General features: G+C 45.8%; 16 protein-coding genes. 8 read left to right on the top strand and 8 right to left on the bottom strand.

Annotated features, from left to right (window positions below; all coding sequences use genetic code 11):
- Window positions 1–52 precede the first annotated feature (52 nt).
- Window positions 53–535, top strand: coding sequence for a DUF308 domain-containing protein (locus ABEB05_RS14775; protein WP_265791087.1), 483 nt, complete (start codon window positions 53–55; stop codon window positions 533–535).
- Between the two features lie 166 nt (window positions 536–701).
- Here ABEB05_RS14775 and tnpA read toward each other — a convergent pair whose 3' ends face one another.
- Window positions 702–1,127, bottom strand: a complete 426-nt coding sequence (gene tnpA / locus ABEB05_RS14770; RefSeq protein WP_265791088.1) for an IS200/IS605 family transposase — start codon at window positions 1,125–1,127, stop codon at window positions 702–704.
- A 621-nt stretch (window positions 1,128–1,748) separates the two neighbouring features.
- Here tnpA and ABEB05_RS14765 point away from each other — a divergent pair.
- Together ABEB05_RS14765 and ABEB05_RS14760 are read left to right on the top strand one after the other, a co-directional pair.
- A complete protein-coding gene (locus ABEB05_RS14765; RefSeq protein ID WP_265791089.1) occupies window positions 1,749–2,498 on the top strand; it encodes a Mut7-C RNAse domain-containing protein in 750 nt (249 codons plus the stop codon).
- A gap of 75 nt (window positions 2,499–2,573) precedes the next feature.
- Window positions 2,574–2,726: a hypothetical protein gene (locus tag ABEB05_RS14760; protein WP_265791090.1), complete on the top strand. Its 153-nt coding sequence runs from the start codon at window positions 2,574–2,576 to the stop codon at window positions 2,724–2,726.
- A 384-nt stretch (window positions 2,727–3,110) separates the two neighbouring features.
- Here ABEB05_RS14760 and ABEB05_RS14755 read toward each other — a convergent pair whose 3' ends face one another.
- The 6 genes from ABEB05_RS14755 to ABEB05_RS14730 all read right to left on the bottom strand — a co-directional run bounded on the left by ABEB05_RS14755 (window position 3,111) and on the right by ABEB05_RS14730 (window position 9,839).
- Window positions 3,111–3,881, bottom strand: coding sequence for a DUF5995 family protein (locus ABEB05_RS14755; RefSeq protein WP_265791091.1), 771 nt, complete (start codon window positions 3,879–3,881; stop codon window positions 3,111–3,113).
- Window positions 3,882–4,600: 719 nt separating this feature from the next.
- The gene (locus tag ABEB05_RS14750) at window positions 4,601–4,735 is read right to left on the bottom strand and encodes a hypothetical protein (RefSeq protein WP_265791092.1); all 135 of its coding nucleotides are present in this window, start codon (window positions 4,733–4,735) and stop codon (window positions 4,601–4,603) included.
- Between the two features lie 349 nt (window positions 4,736–5,084).
- Complete coding sequence (locus ABEB05_RS14745; RefSeq protein ID WP_265791093.1) at window positions 5,085–5,783, bottom strand: HU family DNA-binding protein; 699 nt, start codon at window positions 5,781–5,783, stop codon at window positions 5,085–5,087.
- A 264-nt stretch (window positions 5,784–6,047) separates the two neighbouring features.
- A complete protein-coding gene (locus tag ABEB05_RS14740; protein ID WP_265791094.1) occupies window positions 6,048–6,935 on the bottom strand; it encodes a phosphorothioated DNA-binding restriction endonuclease in 888 nt (295 codons plus the stop codon).
- Between the two features lie 9 nt (window positions 6,936–6,944).
- Window positions 6,945–8,384, bottom strand: coding sequence for a 5-methylcytosine restriction system specificity protein McrC (locus ABEB05_RS14735; RefSeq protein ID WP_265791095.1), 1,440 nt, complete (start codon window positions 8,382–8,384; stop codon window positions 6,945–6,947).
- Between the two features lie 12 nt (window positions 8,385–8,396).
- Window positions 8,397–9,839: an AAA family ATPase gene (locus ABEB05_RS14730; protein ID WP_265791096.1), complete on the bottom strand. Its 1,443-nt coding sequence runs from the start codon at window positions 9,837–9,839 to the stop codon at window positions 8,397–8,399.
- Window positions 9,840–10,116: 277 nt separating this feature from the next.
- On the opposite strand from ABEB05_RS14730, the gene ABEB05_RS14725 reads away from it, so the two are divergent.
- Together ABEB05_RS14725 and ABEB05_RS14720 are read left to right on the top strand one after the other, a co-directional pair.
- Complete coding sequence (locus ABEB05_RS14725) at window positions 10,117–10,536, top strand: putative toxin-antitoxin system toxin component, PIN family (RefSeq protein ID WP_265791097.1); 420 nt, start codon at window positions 10,117–10,119, stop codon at window positions 10,534–10,536.
- On the top strand, window positions 10,533–10,769 hold the full coding sequence (locus ABEB05_RS14720) for a toxin-antitoxin system HicB family antitoxin (protein ID WP_265791098.1): 237 nt from the start codon (window positions 10,533–10,535) through the stop codon (window positions 10,767–10,769). Before ABEB05_RS14725 ends, ABEB05_RS14720 begins: the two co-directional genes overlap by 4 nt.
- A 291-nt stretch (window positions 10,770–11,060) precedes the next feature.
- Here the strand turns inward: ABEB05_RS14720 and ABEB05_RS14715 are convergent, their stop codons facing one another.
- On the bottom strand, window positions 11,061–11,849 hold the full coding sequence (locus ABEB05_RS14715) for a hypothetical protein (protein WP_265791099.1): 789 nt from the start codon (window positions 11,847–11,849) through the stop codon (window positions 11,061–11,063).
- An 836-nt stretch (window positions 11,850–12,685) separates the two neighbouring features.
- Here ABEB05_RS14715 and ABEB05_RS14710 point away from each other — a divergent pair.
- The 3 genes from ABEB05_RS14710 (at window position 12,686) to ettA (ending at window position 16,724) form a co-directional block, all read left to right on the top strand.
- Window positions 12,686–13,711, top strand: coding sequence for a zinc-binding dehydrogenase (locus ABEB05_RS14710; protein WP_265791100.1), 1,026 nt, complete (start codon window positions 12,686–12,688; stop codon window positions 13,709–13,711).
- 119 nt (window positions 13,712–13,830) lie between these two features.
- Window positions 13,831–14,307 carry a YehS family protein gene (locus tag ABEB05_RS14705; RefSeq protein ID WP_265791102.1) on the top strand — a complete coding sequence of 159 codons (477 nt, stop codon included), beginning with the start codon at window positions 13,831–13,833 and terminating at the stop codon, window positions 14,305–14,307.
- A gap of 746 nt (window positions 14,308–15,053) precedes the next feature.
- The gene (gene ettA / locus ABEB05_RS14700) at window positions 15,054–16,724 is read left to right on the top strand and encodes an energy-dependent translational throttle protein EttA (RefSeq protein WP_265791103.1); all 1,671 of its coding nucleotides are present in this window, start codon (window positions 15,054–15,056) and stop codon (window positions 16,722–16,724) included.
- The last annotated feature ends 12 nt before the right edge of the window (window positions 16,725–16,736 follow it).

Below are 16,736 nucleotides of genomic sequence, written 5' to 3'. Positions count from 1 at the left end.
CCTTAGATTTACTTTAATACATGCATGCTTCATCAAAATAAATCCTGCGCTTATGTTTAACCAATACCGGATACAGCTTCAATATAAAACCCGACAACGCCAGATCCTCAATGCGCTCCTGGCATTGGCAACGGGCATATTAACCCTGATCTATCCAAACTTCCTATACCTCATTGCCGCAGGATATCTGATAGGATTAGGACTTTTATTCATGGCCTTTAGGATCCCGGCTACTCTTTCGGCGCTGCCCATTGTGGCGGGCGTTCTTATTTTCATCTTTCCGGAGCTTATCCCCGTAACCTTTGCCGCCTTTCTGGGGCTGTTTGGGTTTATCCTGCTATTTGGATTTCAGTTTGCGCTTGTTGGTGTACTCACGCTCATTATTGCCATACTTATTCTTATGAATCCCGATTCGGTGGCCTACCTGATTGCCACCTTCCTGCTGCTGTATTCCGTTTCAAATCTTATCCGCTTTTATCAAAACCCCAAAAAAGGAAGCGGCGACTCAGAAAAGGGTCCGGTGAGTATTCAGTAGCTCTGACTATTGCGGGCGTAATTAACCTTCAATTGTCCTTTCTTAATTTTGATTTTCGATCTATCTATAGCGCGGGAATTAATTCCCGCGCTAGTCATTTGAATGACTAGTTACTTTTTTGTCAAGTCCCACTTGTTCACTTCATCCTGCATTCTAGATGCTCTATCTATTTTCTTTTTCCATAGAATTCAAACCTTTCAAGCTCTTCTTCTAGTTTCCAATGCTGCTGGTGCTTTTCCTGATTTATAATATATTGGCGAATATCAGCCAGATTATTCGTACTTACAGAAATTGCCCCATATCCAACCTGCCAAGAAAAAGGAACCTCTAGATATTGCTTTTTATTAATCCATCTGGATGAGTTTCCCTTTATTTGTTTCACAAAATCTGACACTTTTTGATCGGGCAACAACCTGATAAGGCAGTGTACATGATCTTCAATTCCATTAATCATATCTGCAACCAAGCCCTTTTGACAGGCATTTTCTTTCATATATTTAAATAAGCTGATTCGAAAATGTTTATGCAGCAATGGCATGCGACTTTTTGTTGTCCATATTAGATGTATCCAAATTGATGAATAGCTTTTCATACGATAAAGGTATTATTAATAGTTAAACAAATCTGATATACCATACATAGCGCGGGAATTAATTCCCGCGCTAGTTAGAATCATTCTGAATGCCTAAGCGATTCATATTAATCTTTTCAGTTTAAAGTAAGTTCAAATTCTACGGAGATCCTTACAAATAAATTCCACTTAATAAGCTTATCCCTCCCGTCGGCCTTGAAAAGTCAGGCATTCAATTGATATCACAGGGCAAAAATCAAATCCATCCGACCTTGAAAAAGAAGTATTCCGGGTGGCGGGGGCGTAGCGGAGGAATAAGAAAAAAATATGCCTGAACCCGACAACCGTCGGTTGAGTTTATATTTTTCCCGGAGCTTAAGCAACCGCCGAATGCTTCTTTTTCTCAGTCGGTGGTTTTTTGGGTTCGTTTTTGTCCACACAAAAAGGAACAAGACATCAAAATAAAAGAGGATAGATTAGGTTATTTAAAAGACAGTATACGTGGCAAGCGACCCTATCTGCAAAAAAAACAGGACAGATACCCCACTTAAAAAATGCCCGACTTTCCGTATCATTACCATTACCGTATTGATCAAATAAGATGATATAACACGCTACCAAACCCGTAAATCTTGCATCCCAATGATTACCGTTAGCCTCCGCTTTTATGGAGATCTGAATGACCTGCTTACCATCAGTACCGGGCAGAATCAAACAACTTTTGAAAGGCAGCTACCCGGACCAACCTCCGTCAAGGACCTGATCGAGGGATGCGGTGTACCCCATACCGAGGTTGATGTCATCCTCGTTGACAGCAAGGCGGTTGACTTTTCCTATCTGATCGCAGATGGAAATCGCATCAGCATCTATCCTGTCTTCAATAGCCTGGATATCCCTGAAGCGGATCGCCTGCAAAAGCCAACGGCACACTATCCCCGCTTCCTGGCAGATGTAAACCTGGGTAAACTGGCCCGGTACCTGCGATTAGCCGGCCTGGATACTGCCTACCGGAACGATGCGGATGATGACGACCTCATTGAACAGATGCAGGAGGAAAATCGCGTGCTACTGACCCGCGACCGGAAGCTGCTGATGCACAAGGTCGTCCGACACGGCTACCTGCCCCGGTCGGCCGATCCCGCCGAACAACTAGAGGAGGTACTCCGGCGGTTTGATCTCTTTCACGAGTTGGAGCCCTTTTCCCGGTGTCCCCGCTGCAATGGATCCCTGCAAAACGTTCCCAAAGAAGAAATCATCGATCGGCTGGAGCCCTTAACCAAACGCCACTTTGATGAGTTCTCTCAATGCATTGGCTGCGGACAGGTATACTGGGCGGGCTCGCACCGCCGGCGGCTCGATCCGAAGGTCAAGGAAATATTTGATCGGATATAAAAGCAGTCTCCATATTATTTTTTCCTTGGGAGGACCTCCTTTTTGCATTTTACATAGCACTTTTGGTCGCCAAAAGTGCTACAAAAACGACCGGCCCTGTGGAATGCCCCTTTGGGGCCCGGTCTTGCCGGATTCCACGGGGCCGGCGGGGTCATTTTCTTTCCGGCCTTGGGTTGTGAGCCGATCAGAGCAAGGGCGGGAGAACCGCCCGTAAATAAGCTTGTCTGAGCGACCAACGGGAGCGAGTTTTGCTTTTTTACAGGGTCGAGCGGACGCGCTCAGGCGAAGAACCCTCAGCCGGCGACGTTTTTGGGTTCCGTTTTTGCGTCGTTCCAAAAATGGAACAAGACATTAAGGTAAAGCTTGCATCCATATCATCTTGTTTCAATCCTCCTGTCCTCCTTCTCCAAGGAGGAACTCCCAAACACCTGCCTTGAATAAACAAAAATCTATCTCCTCCGGCCTTTGAATATGTTGCTGATAAAAGTGCAGGGGCTGGAGTAGTAAAAAAACATTTTTGTCTGACGACCAATACATAGAATCCGCAATCTGCTAACCGACATCCGCCTAACCTGCAACATTCAACATTTTTTATCCTGCAACTTAAAACTTCTACCCTCTCAACTTCTCAATAATCACCCGGATGTCTTTGTCCTCGAACATGCGGATCAGGCCGAGCACCTTAGGCAGCAGAAATCCCGGAGGCGCAAGCACCTTCCTGGCTACCCTCGCTATCTGTTCATCCATCTCGCGAATAATATGATCCTTGTCCTCCTCATCGGCATGTGCCAGCGTAACAGCGGCACCCCACGCAAAGTCGCGGGCCCTCCTGAGGCTAAAATTAATCATCTTCTCATCACTGCGCTTCCCTATCCAGTCGAGCAGGAACAGCAGTGGTGATGCCCGGAAAATCCGCTCCTGCATCTCATCAATCAACTCCTCCAGCAGATTATTCACCGTCATGAAATCCTTTTTAAGCGTCTGTATCTGTCCGCCGGGAGCCGTCTCCGCCGCAGCGATCCCCAGATCAAGATTGATATGCGCATTCATGCCCAGCAGCAGGTGCTGCAGGATGATTGGCTTTCGTCCCTCCGGGTCTTCGGCCGCATGGAAGGCGGTCCTCCACACAAAAGGAACCGGCTTATCATGCCTGTAGCGCCAGAAAGCCCGGATATACTTCGCGGCAAAATCCACATCGAAGCGCTCCATCCGATCCGGATCTTCGAACGTATCCTCCGCAATCCCTTCCGCTATCCTGGCGGTTGTTCTGCGATATACAAAGGCAAAAATTGCCAGCGGACTCCCTTCCTCCACCGTGGTTTCGATAATATCATCGAGTTCTTCAAGCACTTCATCGATACTCTGCAGATTACGTACAGGCATAATAGATATAGGTTATAAAATTAATCGGTATCCCAAAAAGCTCGTATCCTTATCCCAAATAAAAGAGAAAAAAGCTAATAACCAACGATTTATATTTATATGCGCAGATCCATTTCTCAATCTGTTTCGATCAAAATCATTTGGAACCATTATCAACATAGGTTTTTAAAAAATAATGAGAAACTCCTTCCCTTGTTTCTATGTGACTTTTCCCATTGATGGAAAAGTCACCAAAAAATCTAGGACCATTTAACTCCTCAGGATGGACAACATTCGAAAACGTTGAATACAGTTTTAGGCCACCCTTCGTCACACAGAAATGGTCCGGGTGGGGTTCTGTCGCTTTCAATATTTACAGTAATCCGGCCGTGAAAAGTCAGCCATCCGGATAGGTGGAGACAGAGAGCAACCTTCATTTCGGTAATCAACCTATCTCTAGCGCGGGAATTAATTCCCGCACTAGTAATTACAACCTAACCTTTTATTTGGCTTTTAATCTATTTCAAATAGCCAATGAGCTGGAATATTTATTTCCTAGCTATTTAAGAAAAATTACTTGATCATCCCCCATAGCCCCTCATTCAACAGCTTTTCTGCAGCATTGCCATAAGGGGGACTTTAATTTCCGGCCTTGGGTTGTGAGCCGATCAGAGCAAGGACGAGAGAACCGGCCGTAAATAAGCTTGTCTGAGCGACCAACGGGAGCGAGTTTTGCTTTTTTACAGGTTCGAGCGGCCGCGCTCAGGCGAAGAACCTACAGCCGGCCCTTGTGGAATGCCACTTTGTGGCCCCGGCCTAGCCGGGATTCCACGGGGCCGGTCATTTTTTTGGGTTCCTTTTTTGCGTCGTTCCAAAAATGGAACAAGAGCCTTTAAAAGGTACCTCCCAATAAATAAAGGAATTCAAACACACCCCGAGCTTCCGCAAAATCCACGGTAGCCCACCAACAGTACGCTAGCGCTACGTCGCAGGCCCTCTCAAGAGGAGACTTTGTCAGAGCCAACAATTAGAAAGTGATACCCCTTACTACTACAGACACTCGTAGTAGTCTACTCGGACCTTCTGTCCTTACTACTCCGAGCTCCTGTCCTTACTACTACAGGCTCTGTAGTAGTCCACTCCGGATGACTGTAGTAGTGCGGATATAAAAAAATCCCCTATCCTGGCGGGGAAAGGGGATTTCAGTCTATTGACTATTCACATTTACGATACGACCAGTGGGATACCCAATCCTCCTGTTCGTATCTTATCATGACCGCGAGGAGTATTGCGCACCTCTATCTCATATTCCCCGCTTGCGAGGCCGTCGGGAATCATAAAGATGAGATTGGCCGGCATATTACGCATCAACATATCCGCCTTGGTTTCCGTACCATCGGTTGCGATGAAGAAGATCCCCTGATCGCTGTCCGTGGTATCCAGTTTTAGGTGGCTGCCTCTTATTTCTCCACTGGAACCCGGTGTGATGGTATCGTTCTGGGTAGCGGTGGAAAAATCCTTAAACAGCTCAACCACGGGCTGAACTTTGGAAGCGGATACTTTCTGCACGGGCAGGTCTTCGGCGATCTCCCCGATGCGTGAACCCGGATTCACGTTCAGCCGCACATAGTGGCGCGAGCGGTCGAAATTATCGGTCTGATCCTCAAATACGCCCGAAATGGAAGCGCTGGTTTTAAACAGCGGCGTATTGATGCGGTCGCCATTGCTGAGAAATTTAGCTATTACCGACTGGTAATCTTCCATCACGGAAAGGATATCGGCTTTGGTAACGGTAGACCCCCGATCGGCCATCTCGTTGATGATATCGTCCATCGTTCGCGTCTGCTGATCCTGCACTACCGCCATGTAGTCATTAGGATCGTCTGTAAGATGATTGGGAATTAACGAATAATTTATACTCATAATAGTATGATATTTTATTTATTGTTTGTTTTTTCACATCTCTTGAGAGGACGCTATTTTAGGTCTCTCATTAATAGTAAGTACCATCCGGAGGCCAATCCTTACAAAAAATTTTCGGAGAAAGGGATTTTTTTGTCTGGATAGGTGTATGACTGGGAATAGATTAGCGCAAAAACCTCTTGAAAGGGTAACCTGACTTTTTGCTGTAAGAAAGGTATAATGATTTTGGCAAATGGTTTCCGATAGATCTTAAGCTATCGAAAATCAGGACACTCGACCAGGACTTTTAAACACCTGATCGTGATTCCAGGCAATATAATCGACACTTGGCTCATACACCGCGCGGACCGGCGGACGCATTTCATCGCCATGAAAACGACCCAGCCACAAATCAAAACCGTCGGTGCCGATGACTTTTTCGGATACCAAGAACCGCTGGTCTTCATTAAGAGTAAAAGCCCCTAAATCAAACAGCTTGTGATGCATGGTACATAGGGCAATGCCGTTGGATACCTCATCCGGTCCGCCCGCACTGTGCCATTTGATATGCGCGGCTTCTATGCAGATGGTTTTGGAACCAAGACGGACGTCAAAATCGCAGACCGCACACCGATGCTCGTACGCCTGCAACACATTCAATCTGAAATTCGGATCGCGTGGTTTTCGGCTTACCTCCTGATCCTCAAGATTCAGCCCCACTTCATGAATAATGTCTTCGTGGATGGTATCGGGGAAATGGGCATCCAGCAGCTTCGAGCAGATCGTGCTGACAAGAGCAGGTTTTTGTTTCAAGAGCTCATACACCTCAGACGTAAAGCCGGCCCGAATATCTTTATTTCTCAGTTCGGTTTTTCGCACTCCTCCACTGCTGTTCAGTGTTAGCTCATTATCGCCTTCCACTTCCCACATCCCGTCGTTGCGTAACCGCCAGAACGGATAATGCGTGTTGCGCGCATTACGCGGAGTACCGAATTCTTCCAACAGTCGTTCCAGCTTCCCTTCCACCATCTTATAGGGAAGCAACCGCTGATCCTTATTTTGCAAATAGCCGAGGGCCAGCATCACCAGTAAGGGTTTATGAGGTGCCCTGCGGTCGCCGCTTCTCCAAATTGTCAGCGACTGGAATTTATTTCGGATTTCTTGTTCGGTCATCGTTCTACCTCAAAATAACTTTTGGAGTATATCAATCTCTGTATCACTCATAGAAAAAGGGATTGCCGAAAGGTTAAGTTGAATATGCCGATTCCCTCGACTTATTTCTGCCGTATGCACATGACGATCACGCTCTATTAGCGATTTCCACGTTCCCTTTTTACAGGGATACATAAGTGAACAACGAATTTCTTTGTCCTCTGGAAGGGAAGCATAAGCTAATATTTGGAGCAAATCGTTACGGTGCCGCTCCCTGATGGTATCCCCAATATTATACCAGCTTTCGGTATTCAAATCCTCCCAGTGATCTTTGTATTTGGCATCTATGATGTGGACAACATCCTCTTTTTCTACCACAAGATCGGGCACTAATGAACCTTGCGAACCGAGAAAGGGTGGATCCCATGAAATAGGGACTACCGTTTCCCGATTACGTCCACTTTTTAGGGTACCACCCGTCTGCTGTACGATTTTTTCAATTACCGATTCAACATAGGACTCAAACAGCTCTTCCATATTCATCTTCCATGGCAAGCCACTCAAGTCTCCCAATCCAGCCAAGCCTTTGTTTTCGGTGGTCCAGACTATGGCTTGCAGTCCACGCTCAATAGCATCGCCCTGCAATAAAGATGACTGTAAATAATCAATTTGGAGATTATTGGGTTGCCGTGGCGGACAATCGGCCACTTTTTGTATTAAATGATTACACAAATCAATAAGCTGAAGCACATGAACGCCGGCATCACGTTGGGTTGCCAAACTCTGTCGCTGCTTATTTAATGCAAAATGGACGACGGATTTAAGTTCACGATTTTCCTGCAATTCCGGGTATCGACATTTGAAGTTCAGGAACTTCCCCTTTGGGACCTGTTTCTGCGCATAGTCAGCCCAATCTACCTTGCCCTTGGGTTTAGTTCGATGCAGTTCGTCCATTTCGAAGCGGCGATCTAGCTGTTTGATCAATTCTTCTAGACGCCCCAAAATAACACTCGATAATACCCACGGTGGGACACGCCGCTCCGAGATCTTTAGTTGGGGTAGATTCAGGATATTGGGTAGAATCTTCCATCCTGTCGTAGATAAGATAGGTCCGATGCCCTGCCATCCAAAGCGAGGCGTTATAATTAAGCTGTATTCATACTTATGTGTGATCGGTGAAAGAAGGGGTATCGCCCCTACACATGTATGAGATTGTAATTTTAACTTTAGGCTATCCCCGGAATAATAAATCTCGGGAACCAGATCGAGTTTATTTAGAGTATTCCTATTGAGATTTAAAAACTGTTGCCCCAACTTTGCCGTGATCTTGTCTTCATTCCGAGCATCTACATGTTTCGATAAAAATTCAGTACTCAAATAAGCCGTCTGATTATCGTGCAGCTCTAAGACATCCGAGTGGTTAGCCTGCAAACCCTTGGCCCACTCGTCGGCTGTTTGCTTTTTAGCCATGACAGTTAATCCTTAAAGTTGTTCAATCTCCTGAATATAGGCATGGATGGCATCCGCAAAATTAGCTACATATCCTTGCGCTAAATATTCTTTCAATAGGGGAATCAAGTTCGTCTGCATTTGATCGGCGGCGTCAACATCTTCGTGAGCGATGAAGTAGGAGTGTCCTGGCATAAGATCGAAAGAATCCTCGGAAGCATAGTTGATAAAAATCGATAACAGTTTCTGATAGGCTTCCTTCGTCAACTCATTTCCTTTTTCTTCTACAACCTCTACCTGTGGCCACATATTTAGGAATGCAAATCGACGACGAATGGCTACATCCAAAATGGCGATACTACGATCTGCCGTGTTCATCGTACCAAGAATATGCAAGTTTTCAGGAAAGGTTAACTCCTGACCAATTTCTCCTCCAAAATCGTAAGGCAATTGAATAGTGCGATCCTCATATGGCTCCAATCCATAGATAGCTTCACCCAGTACTTTCGCCAAATCTGCGCGGTTAATCTCATCAATAACTAATAGAACATCATCTTCTGTTTGGTAAGCTTGTTCAACGGCATCTAACAGATGACCACGGCTGACACTAAAATTCAATCCTAACTCAGTTCCTGTAGATGTGGGAAAAAGTCCACCGATAAAATTTTCATAAGTTATATTGGGATGAAACTGGATCGTCATTCCCTGACTACCATAATCCTCTTCCAATAATTTATTCGCTAGTCGTGTTTTACCTGTACCCGGCGGACCTTGAAGTACTACATATTTCCGCTGTTCCAGTAGATTACCAATTTTCTGTTGTGTTACCGTCGGCATTAGGTAAGAAAAATAGCTACTTTTAATCTCCTTAAACTCATCTTCAGAAGCACTAAGAGGGGTATAACCACGCTCTTCAAAATTAAAATCTAAAAAGGCTTTTAGTGCTTTATCAGCCACCTCTTCCTTGGCGATGCAAAAGCCATAAATCTCTTTACCATAACGATCAAATACACTTTTATACTTGGGGTGGGCATTAATCACATTTTGAGGAACAGTAATATCGGTACGTACTGCATCTTTTTTAGCCCAAGCAATGGGTTCATTTCCAGAATACTGCTCATTTAACCAGCGGACAATAGCATTCATTTTTCGTGAATGTCCGGGCTTTCCGATAATATTTTCATCGGGGCTTAATCCCTGTGTACCAACTCCCATGGCGATCATAGCGGGGCCGTCCTCAACAGGAAAAATCACAAAACTCATCCCACTGTATCCTCCACTTGTGGGATTTGACTCATGGATTATAGCAGAAAAAGGAACTGATGCAGCTGGGGTACGAAATTGAATATCTTTTTGCGCTCTTAAAGAGTAACGTCCATCACCCGACCCGAAAAGTTCCTCGAATGCTGTTTCTGATTCCTCTGACCAACTATCTGATATATATGACTTTGTACACAGATCAATTAATGAATTCATTCTTGTATATTAATTATCAGAAATTCTACTCTCAAAGGTGGGCTATTTATGAAAGGAATACAAATCTCATCAATGTGTTTTTTGCCTCCCACAAATACCTCCCCCCCACAAATTCAACCTTCTCCGCATCGTAGAGACCTATGCCGCTGATCTTAAGTCTGGGAATAACCAGCGGGTCCATAAAAAGATCAGATAATCTGAACTTGATAATTGACATATAAATAAAGAGACTGACATCTTACTTTTGATATTATTTTGGTATTACATATAATACCACATGATGATTAACGTTGTTATTGATACCAATGTGCTAATTTCGGCTCTACGTTCGAACCGCGGAGCCTCATTTAAGTTGATCAGCTTAATAGGAACCGGAAAGTTTGATATCAGTCTTTCCGTCCCGTTATTGCTTGAATATGAAGCGGTAAGTAAAAGGAAAAAGTTTGATCATTTGATAGAAACAGACATTGATGATCTGTTAAACTATCTGTGTAATGTAGCTGATAAACGGGATATCTTTTTTCTTTGGCGACCCTTTTTGAAGGATCCCAAAGATGATATGATATTGGAATTAGCCGTTGAAGCTGGTTGTGAGTATATCATTACCTACAACCTTGATGACTTTAAAGGTGTTGAGCAATTTGGCGTGGAAGCAATAACACCGAAACAATTTTTAATTAAAATTGGAGAACTATGAGCACTTTAAGCATTCGATTACCCGACTCGATGCACGAGAAGATAAAAGAGCTGGCTAAAAAGGAAGGCATATCTATGAATCAGCTAATTAATTCTGCGGTTTCTGAAAAACTATCTGCCTTAATGACGGTGGAGTATTTAAAAGAAAGAGGTGAATTAAGTTCACGAGACAAATTTGAGCAGGTATTATCCAAAGTTCCGGATGAAGAACCTGATGAAAGGGATAAACTATAATTTGTGATGCCTACATATCATCGATCATCCGGATTTCCTATCAAAGGAAAAGACAGATTGAATTAAGCCCCGTGGAATGTCACGTAGTGACCCTCCGAATTTCGGAGGATTCCACAAGGGCAAGCTAAAATGAACATGCAACCTTTAACTTTTAACCTTTAACCAGGCACCACCCAACAAACTCAAAGTTTTCCGCATCGAAGTGCCCTCTGTCGCTATTCTTAAGACTGGAAATTACCAGCAAGGCCATAAAGATATTAGGATATCAGCAGATAGGGCGAATTCAGCTCGCTATTCCCAGACATTCACTTTCACCTCGGTATAGTAAAGGGAAGTCGTAGCTTCAAATCCCGACCGGGTACCGGCCAGCAGCCAAAGATTGCCCTCGGCATCAGTCCTTGCAGTTCGGGTTCCGCCGGTAACCGTTTTTATCTCATATCCCCATCCTTCCTCGCATTCCCGCGAATTGGCTACGTCGCCGATCTCGGTGGCCTGGTACCAGCTCTGTGCCTCTCCCTCATATTCTTCTGCGAGATTCAGGCGGTAGAATCCCGGGTCGCGGCTGTCATCCACGATGCGGCCGGGCTCCATTCCGGAAGCATCCACATGCACGGTTACGCCTTCACCCGGCGGTCCGCCGGCGCCCACACATCCCGAGGGAGCAGCGGTAGCAAACGAGACGTCAAGGGATACCTCATAGGTGGTTTCCGGCTGCAGTCCGCTGATGCGGTGCTTTAAAAACATATTCAGATCATCACTGAGGTTTTGGCCGGATAAATAGAATCCCTCCTGCCCGGTATCCAATGGGGCGGGCAGCGAACGATAGCCGCTTTCGAGTTCAAAATCATCCTCGCGTCCCACACTATAGTTACTGAATAAGGCGGACCAGCCGCCGGGCTCTTCATCAAACTGATATTCGTAGGTCTGGTCGGGCGCATCGGAGCCGGTAAGGGAATCGCATCCGATATTCGAGAATGACAGGGAGACCAGCAATATAAAAAGGAGGGCTAACGGCGGGTTCGACCACGCAGAGAAGAAGTTTTGTGAATGCTTACTGTTGATATTATCAGGGGTTTGCATAACCGTTTCGTTTGAAGCAGTTTGTCTTCTGACTCACTTACACTTATGATACGGGATGAACCGCTGGATTATTGTATGGAGTGAACGCAACGGGGCCAACTGGCTATCTCAAAGGTTTGTGCCATTCCAGAGGGCCGGGTGATTTATAATCCTATTGAAAGCGACAGAGCCCGTCCCGGACCATTTCTGTGTGACGAGGGGTGGTCTAAAGCTAAAATCAACGTTTCCGAATGTTGTCCACCCTGAGGAGTTAAATGGTCCTTGATCTTTTCGTCTCTTTTGGATCAAGCCAAAAGGGACACTATTAATATTGTTAAGTTTTTCCTTTTAGTAAGGTGATATTCTTATACTTTTTCCCTTGTTCCATTTTTTCAACGACGATTCGCTGGGAATTTGAATTAACCAGTGGCGCTTAGCGTAGGGTTTTATCTTTGAATAGCGTTTACTTGCACCTTTTACCTTGATGCAAAAGGTGCTCATAAGATCAAGGCTGAGAATTGTGTGGTCGCTTTAGCCGGCAGGATGCGTAGATTTTGATGGTCCTTTAGCTATTGAGCCAAATGATTGGAATATCACCGGTACTACTACGCCAAGGCTTCGTAGCACAGGTACAAAATCTACAACCTGCATCCTTTGTCCGCAGCACACAATTCAAGGCCAGGTTATTTCCTGATTTTATTGAAAGGGACAAAACCCAGCAGACGAATTTCTGTTACTTTTCATCAATGGAAAAAGTAACAGAACAAGAGATACAGATCTTAGCTATTCTATGTATCTTTTAAATGATAAGAGACATCCAGCAACAGACCTAAATATAAATTTAGACTCAAAACGCCATGCGCCAAATAGTTAATACCGCCAACGGTAATTATGATGTTCTGGAAGTACAGGAAGCCCCCGACCTGCATCCCGGTAGCGATGAACTGATTATCGAGGTTGAGGCTTCGGGACTTAATTTTGCGGATATCCTGGCCCGTAAAGGGCAATATCCCGATGGTCCCGACAAACCCTGTGTGATGGGCTATGAGGTCGCAGGCAGAGTTTCCTCTGTAGGTAGTACCGTAGACGATTCCTGGGTAGGTAAAGAAGTCGTAGCCATGTGCCGGTTCAAAGGTCAGGCCGAGCAGGTATGCGTTAAGGAACAGCAAATCTATGAGAAGCCATCCCGGCTTTCTTTCGCAGAAGCGGCTGCCGTACCTGTCAATTACATCACTGCTTGGGTACTGCTCAATGTAATGGGCTCCCTTCATGAAAGTGAGTCCATACTCATACACAATGTGGGCGGTGGCGTGGGCATTGCCGCACTGGATATTGCCCAGCATATCGGCGCCACTACTTACGGCACTGCCAGCGAACACAAGCACGAATTCCTAAAAAAACGCGGACTCCATCACGCGATTGACTATCGCAATAACGACTGGTTTGAGGTTATCATGGACCTTACAGGCGGACGCGGGGTGGATCTTATTACTGATCCGCTGGGCGGCAAGGAGTGGAAACGCAGTTATAAAGCGCTGAGGGCCACCGGACGTCTTGGCATGTTTGGGATATCGTCTGCCCATACAGGACCCAAAGGCGGACTTAAAGCTTATTGGGATATGCTGAAAACCGTTATACGGATGCCCCTGTTCCATCCGCTGTCTCTTATAAATAGTAATCGCGGCGTATTCGGCGTCAACTTGGGTCACCTCTGGCACGAACAGGATAAAGCCTCTTCCTGGATAGAAGATATCCTCGAAGGCGTAGAGGAGGGTTGGATTAATCCTCATGTGGATACCACCTTTTCCTTTGATGAAGTTGCTGAAGCCCACCGCTATATCGAGAACCGAAAAAATATCGGCAAGGTGATCCTGGTGCCGTAAATCTGCATAATAACAGTAGTGGAGCAGCTGCTGCCAGAGGTTAAAATTCGAAATGCCGCCACAAAGCCTTACCTTTCCATCGTATTCACTTAATCCAACCCACATCCTGATTCCCGCGCATGAGAAACGATGATATCATACAGAGCATCCGGCACATGCTGGATATTAATGATCATGAAATTGCCCATATTCTAAAGCTCCGGGGATATAATCCCAGGCGCGGTGAAGTGGCTAATATTTTTATCAATCAACAAGCCCCGGAGGATGAAAAAGGACCGGATTGCAGCCATGTATTGATGGCGCATTTTCTGGATGGCCTCATATACTACAAGCGGGGTAAAAGTAAAGAACACCCTCCCCGCCCTATCAAAACGCCGGTGACCAATAATATGGTGCTTAAAAAGCTGCGGGTGGCCTTTAAGCTTCGTGAAAAAGATATGCATGATATCCTGGAGCTGGGCGGCTTTTCTATTTCTAAGCCCGAGATGAGTGCGCTGTTTCGAAGAGAGGGACATAAGAATTACCGGGAATGCGGAGATCAGATCCTGCGCTATTTTCTGAAGGGATTAACAGTAAGAATCAGGGATGATAATTAGCTGTTGCAGGCTAAAGGGTAAAGACGGTTGACGGTTGGCGGTTAGCGGATGGCAGATTTCAGATTACAGATCTCAAGTATTGGTTGTCCGTGGTCCATCGTCGAATACGTTATATTGAAGCCAGCGTCTGTCATCGCGAGAGTGCCTGTTCTTGCGAATGCGACGATCTCCCGAAAAATGTAGTCTAATGTAGTCTCTCGATTGAGTGTATATACTCTTCTCCTTTTCTGTGTGCTCTCTTTTATGACAGGGAAAGTATATGGGGACCTTTAATTGATGAAAAATGTTGCTACCTTTTGGGTGCCTCCTCTCACCCTGTTCAGCAAAATTTATAAGGCCGGAAAGGTAGAATTCATACATAGCGCGGGAATTAATTCCCGCGCTAGTGATAGGTCGCTTACTAAATGAAGGCCGTTTTCCACTCCACCTACCCGGATGCCTGAATTTTAACGGCCGAGATATTTCTACTCTTTTATTGAAAGCGACAAAACCAACCCCGCCTGCACTCACTCTACTCAGCAAAATTTGTAAGATCGGAGAAAAGAATTAAAAATTAGGAAGTGGGGACATTTTTTAAATAGTTTTAGCTCGTACCGTTCTACGGAGCAAAAATAATACTTATGATTTTTTGGCTTATTATTTCAACCATATAAAAGAAAGATTTATATACATTCTGAGCCAAGAGTTGATATATTCCAATCAAGGTTCATATTCATTCCTAATTTTTCATTCTTAATTAAAACGCAGTGAGTGATCAAAAAGTTATTTTTTCGATGGTTGGGGTCAGCAAGGTTTATAAACCCAACAATTATGTACTTAAAGACATCTACCTTTCCTTCTTTTATGGTGCCAAGATCGGCGTGCTCGGCAACAACGGCTCCGGCAAAAGTACACTGCTGAATATTATCGCCGGTAATGACGAGGAATACCTGGGCGAAATATCGCGCAATAAAGGGATTACTTTCGAGATGCTGCCCCAGGAGCCCAAACTGGATCCCGATAAGACCGTCAAGGAGATCGTGCAGGAAGGCGTACAAGATCAAATCGACCTGCTGGCTGAATATGAGGAAGTAAATGCCGCCTTCGGAGATCCCGATGCAGACTTTGAGAAGCTGATTGCAAAACAAGAGAAACTACAGGAAAAGATCGAGCAGCTTGGGGCCTGGGAGCTCGACAGTAAACTCGAGCAGGCGATGGATGCACTGCGCACCCCGCCGGGTGATACTTCGGTTGAAGTCCTCTCCGGTGGCGAGGCCCGCCGGGTGGCGCTCTGCCGCATCTTATTGAAAAAACCGGATGTCCTGCTCCTTGATGAACCAACTAACCACCTGGATGCCGAATCGGTGGCCTGGCTGGAGCAGCACCTGGCACGCTATGAAGGGACTGTTATCGCCGTTACCCACGATCGCTATTTTCTGGATAACGTAGCGGGATGGATACTGGAACTGGATCGCGGTGAGGGCATCCCCTTTGAAGGTAACTACAGCTCATGGCTGCAACAGAAGAAGAAGCGTCTTGAACAGGAAGAAAAGCAGGAATCCAAGCGACAGAAAACCCTGCAGAAAGAGCTCGAGTGGATTCAGCAAAACCCAAAAGGCAAGCGGTCGAAAAGTAAAGCGCGTATCAATCAGTATGAAGAATTGCTGTCGGAAGAGCGCAAAAAACAGCGCGAGGATATGGAGATCTTCATTCCGGCCGGACCGCGTCTCGGTGATAAGGTGATTGAAGCTCATAATGTTTCCAAAGGCTACGACGACCGGCTGCTTATTGAGGAAATGAATTTCAGTCTTCCCCCGGGTGGCATTGTAGGGGTTATCGGTCCCAATGGCGCCGGAAAATCAACGCTCTTTAAAATGATCACCGGAGAAGAGGAACCCGACAGCGGTACTATTGAAATCGGCGAAAGTGTGGAGCTCGGATATGTCAACCAGAAACGTCCACTGGATCCTGACAAGACCATTTGGGAGGAAATATCGGATGGCAAGGAGGTCGTCAGGCTGGGCAACCGCGAGATAAATTCGCGAGCGTATACGGCCCGTTTTAACTTCAGCGGAACGGATCAGCAGAAGCGGTGCAGCGAAATTTCGGGTGGAGAACGCAACCGGGTACACCTGGCCAAGATGCTGAAGCAGGAGGCGAATGTACTGCTGCTCGACGAGCCTACCAACGATCTGGATGTTCATACCCTTCGGGCCCTGGAAGAGGCCCTGCTGGATTTTGCGGGGTGTGCCGTCGTTATCTCCCACGACCGTTGGTTCCTGGATCGTATAGCCACACATATGCTGGCTTTTGAAGGCAACAGCCAGGTGTACTGGTTCCATGGAAACTATTCGGAGTACGAAGAAAATCGCGAACAACGCCTCGGCTCCAGGTATCATCCGGAACGGGTACAGTACAAAAAGCTGATGCGCGACTAATGGTGCCCTAAC

Source organism: Fodinibius salicampi (assembly GCF_039545095.1).
Lineage (GTDB): Bacteria > Bacteroidota > Rhodothermia > Balneolales > Balneolaceae > Fodinibius > Fodinibius salicampi.
Note: the sequence above shows the minus strand (reverse complement) of the source record. Positions and strands in the feature narration are given on the sequence as shown.

What these genes read in the sequence shown, in the direction of transcription:
- ABEB05_RS14765 (WP_265791089.1), top strand. Translation starts at nt 1,749, where the DNA reads ATGATTACCGTTAGCCTCCGCTTTTATGGAGATCTGAATGACCTGCTT.
- ABEB05_RS14775 (WP_265791087.1), top strand. Translation starts at nt 53, where the DNA reads ATGTTTAACCAATACCGGATACAGCTTCAATATAAAACCCGACAACGC.
- ABEB05_RS14740 (WP_265791094.1), bottom strand. Translation starts at nt 6,935, where the DNA reads ATGACCGAACAAGAAATCCGAAATAAATTCCAGTCGCTGACAATTTGG.
- ABEB05_RS14725 (WP_265791097.1), top strand. Translation starts at nt 10,117, where the DNA reads ATGATGATTAACGTTGTTATTGATACCAATGTGCTAATTTCGGCTCTA.
- ABEB05_RS14745 (WP_265791093.1), bottom strand. Translation starts at nt 5,783, where the DNA reads ATGAGTATAAATTATTCGTTAATTCCCAATCATCTTACAGACGATCCT.
- ABEB05_RS14705 (WP_265791102.1), top strand. Translation starts at nt 13,831, where the DNA reads ATGAGAAACGATGATATCATACAGAGCATCCGGCACATGCTGGATATT.
- ABEB05_RS14730 (WP_265791096.1), bottom strand. Translation starts at nt 9,839, where the DNA reads ATGAATTCATTAATTGATCTGTGTACAAAGTCATATATATCAGATAGT.
- ABEB05_RS14710 (WP_265791100.1), top strand. Translation starts at nt 12,686, where the DNA reads ATGCGCCAAATAGTTAATACCGCCAACGGTAATTATGATGTTCTGGAA.
- ABEB05_RS14715 (WP_265791099.1), bottom strand. Translation starts at nt 11,849, where the DNA reads ATGCAAACCCCTGATAATATCAACAGTAAGCATTCACAAAACTTCTTC.
- ABEB05_RS14755 (WP_265791091.1), bottom strand. Translation starts at nt 3,881, where the DNA reads ATGCCTGTACGTAATCTGCAGAGTATCGATGAAGTGCTTGAAGAACTC.
- tnpA (WP_265791088.1), bottom strand. Translation starts at nt 1,127, where the DNA reads ATGAAAAGCTATTCATCAATTTGGATACATCTAATATGGACAACAAAA.
- ABEB05_RS14735 (WP_265791095.1), bottom strand. Translation starts at nt 8,384, where the DNA reads ATGGCTAAAAAGCAAACAGCCGACGAGTGGGCCAAGGGTTTGCAGGCT.
- ABEB05_RS14720 (WP_265791098.1), top strand. Translation starts at nt 10,533, where the DNA reads ATGAGCACTTTAAGCATTCGATTACCCGACTCGATGCACGAGAAGATA.